The sequence below is a fragment of the Streptomyces sp. NPDC001027 genome (assembly GCF_040299045.1).
Lineage (GTDB): Bacteria > Actinomycetota > Actinomycetes > Streptomycetales > Streptomycetaceae > Streptomyces.
The window spans coordinates 1-2,820 of record NZ_JBEPBI010000475.1; the positions used below are offsets into that span (position 1 = coordinate 1).

Here is a 2,820-nt window from a genome sequence, read left to right on the forward strand (position 1 = left end):
GCCCGCCGAGGCGGCGGACGGGGCCTTCGCGGACGGCACCGTCCTGGTCACCGGAGCCGGCGGCATCCTGGGACGGGAGATCGCCCGTCATCTGGTCACCGCCCACGGCGTGCGCTCCCTGGTGCTGGCCGGACGGCGCGGCCCGGCCGCCGAGGGCATGACCGAACTCCACGAGGAGCTCAGCGGCCACGGCGCCCGCGTCACCGTCGCGGCCTGCGACGTCGCCGACCGCGACGCCCTGACCGCCCTGCTCGGTGACCTCCCCGCGGACCGGCCGCTCAGCGCCGTAGTCCACACCGCGGGCGTCCTCGACGACGGCATCGTGCAGTCGCTCACTCCCGAGCGCGTCGACACGGTGCTGCGGGCCAAGGCCGACGCGAGCGTCCTGCTGGAGGAACTCACCCGCGACACCGGCGCCGCGCTCGTGCTGTTCTCCTCGATCGCCGGAACCCTCGGCGGCGTCGGTCAGGGCAACTACTCGGCGGCCAACGCCTTCCTCGACGCCTTCGCCGCGCGCCGCGCCGCCGGCGGACGCCGTGTCCAGTCCCTCGCCTGGGGTCTGTGGGCCGAACGCAGCGGCATGACCGGCAAGCTCGGCGAAGCGGACATGCGCCGCATCGCCCGCAGCGGTCTGCGGCCCATGGAGACCGGTCACGCACTCGCCCTGCTCGACGCGGCGCTGCGCTCCCGGGATCCGTATCACGCGCCCGTCGACCTCGACCCGGCCGCGCTGCAGGCCTCCGACGGATCGGTGCCGGACCTGGTGCGCGACCTCGTCCCGGCCCGCACCCGGCACCGCGCCGCGCCGGCCGCCGCCGCGTCGGCGACGCCCGCGCAGGGCGAGCTGCGCACCCGCCTCGCCGGGCTCGCCCCGGACGCCCGGCACGCCGTCGTGCTGGACGCCGTACTCGCCCAGGCGGCCCTGGTCATCGGGTATGACAGCGCCGACTCCATCGACCCGGAAGGAGGCTTCCTGGACAGCGGGTTCAACTCGTTGACCGCCGTAGAACTGCGCAACCGCATCGGCGCCCTCGCGGGAGCACGACTGCCCGCGACCCTCATGTTCGACTACCCGACGCCGCAACGGCTCGCCGCGCACCTCCTGGAACGCGTCACCCAGGAGGCGCAGCCGGCCGTCTCCCCCGTCCTCGACCGTCTCGACGCCCTGGAAGCCCAGTTCACCGCGTCAGTCCTGGACACCGCCGTCCAGGAGCGGCTGCGCAGCAGGCTCAGCGGTCTGCTGGCCCGACTCGACGACGCGGCCGCCGGGACCGCCGTCGGCCCCGTGCCGTCGGCGCCGGGGCAGGCCGCGGACGAGGTCTCCGACGACGAACTGCGCGCCTTCCTCGAGGGCGACCTCGACGAGGTCTGAGCCGACCGGCCTCGTTCCGGCCCGGACACGTCGTCCGGGCCGGAACGGCCCCCGTCTCTCACCCGTCACCTCTCACCCACCACCGCTCACCCGTCACCTGGATGGAACAGTGAAGGCTCTCGTGCTCGCGGGGGGATCAGGTTCACGACTGCGACCGATCACCCACACGTCCAGCAAGCAATTGGTCCCGGTCGCCAACAAACCGATCCTCTTCTACGGTCTCGAATCCATCGCCGCCGCGGGCATCACCGACGTCGGCGTCATCGTCGGCAGCACCGCCCCGGAAATCGAGGAGGCCGTCGGTGACGGCTCCGCCTTCGGCCTGACCGTCACCTACATCCCGCAGAGCGAACCCCTCGGACTCGCCCACGCCGTGCTCGTCGCCGAATCCTTCCTCGGCGACGACGACTTCGTCATGTACCTCGGCGACAACTTCGTGCTCGACGGCATCACCGACGTCGTCGAGGAGTTCCGCAAGGACCCACGCGACGCCCAGGTGCTGCTCACCCGGGTGAGCGATCCCACGGCCTTCGGCGTGGCGGTCACCGACGACAACGGCAACGTCCTCGTACTCGAGGAGAAGCCGCGCAAGCCGCGCAGCGACCTGGCCGTCGCCGGCGTGTACCTCTTCACGGCGGCCGTCCACGAAGCGGTGCGGGCCGTCGAGCCGTCCCCCCGCGGCGAGCTGGAGATCACCGACGCACTGCAGTGGATGATCGACCAGGGCATGGAGGTCCGCTCCACGGTCATCACCGGCTACTGGAAGGACACCGGCAACGTCACCGACATGCTGGAGGTCAACCGCACCCTCCTCGAACGCCTCCAGCCCTGCGTCAACGGCTACGTCGACGACGAGAGCGAGATCATCGGACGCGTGCGGATCGAGGCGGGCGCCGAGGTCCGGCGCTCCCGCATCGTCGGGCCCGTGATCATCGGCGCCGGCAGCGTCGTCAGCGACTCCTACGTCGGCCCGTCCACGTCGGTCGCGGAGAACTGCCGCATCTTCCACAGCGAGATCGAGTACTCGATCGTGCTGCGGGAGTCGTCCTTCGACCGGATCCGGCGTGTGGCAGCCTCCCTCATCGGCCGCAACGTCAAGGTCGCCGTCGCCCCCGGACTGCCTGCCACCCACCGCCTCGTCATAGGCGACCACGGGCACGTCCAGCTCTCGTCATGACCGCGGTACGTCTCCTCGTCGTCACCGCGGTACAAGCCGAACGCGACGCCGTCGCGCGAGGTCTGGGCCCTGCCGCGGCGGTCGAGTGCGGCGCCCTGCCGGGCCGCGAGATGCTCCGGATCCACGGCCCTGGGGACACCTCGTCCGGGCCTGCCGACCACACGGCGGCGGGGCAGGGTTCCGTCCGGCGCCGGCAGCTGGTCTTCGACCTGGTGGCAGGGGGAGTGGGCCCGGCCGCCGCGGCCGCGGCGACCGACGCGGCACTCACCGC

Annotated in this window: 2 protein-coding genes and 1 pseudogene; all 3 read left to right on the top strand. The window is 72.5% G+C overall.

Annotation, left to right across the window (positions count from 1 at the left end; genetic code table 11):
• On the top strand, positions 1–1,372 hold a 1,372-nt coding region (locus tag ABT300_RS42930; RefSeq protein WP_351688289.1), incomplete at its 5' end, for a type I polyketide synthase.
• A 109-nt stretch (positions 1,373–1,481) separates the two neighbouring features.
• The gene (locus ABT300_RS42935; protein ID WP_351688292.1) at positions 1,482–2,549 is read left to right on the top strand and encodes a glucose-1-phosphate thymidylyltransferase; all 1,068 of its coding nucleotides are present in this window, start codon (positions 1,482–1,484) and stop codon (positions 2,547–2,549) included.
• A pseudogene (locus ABT300_RS42940) lies at positions 2,546–2,820 on the top strand (hypothetical protein); the annotation flags it as partial. The gene ABT300_RS42935 and the pseudogene ABT300_RS42940, both read left to right, overlap by 4 nt.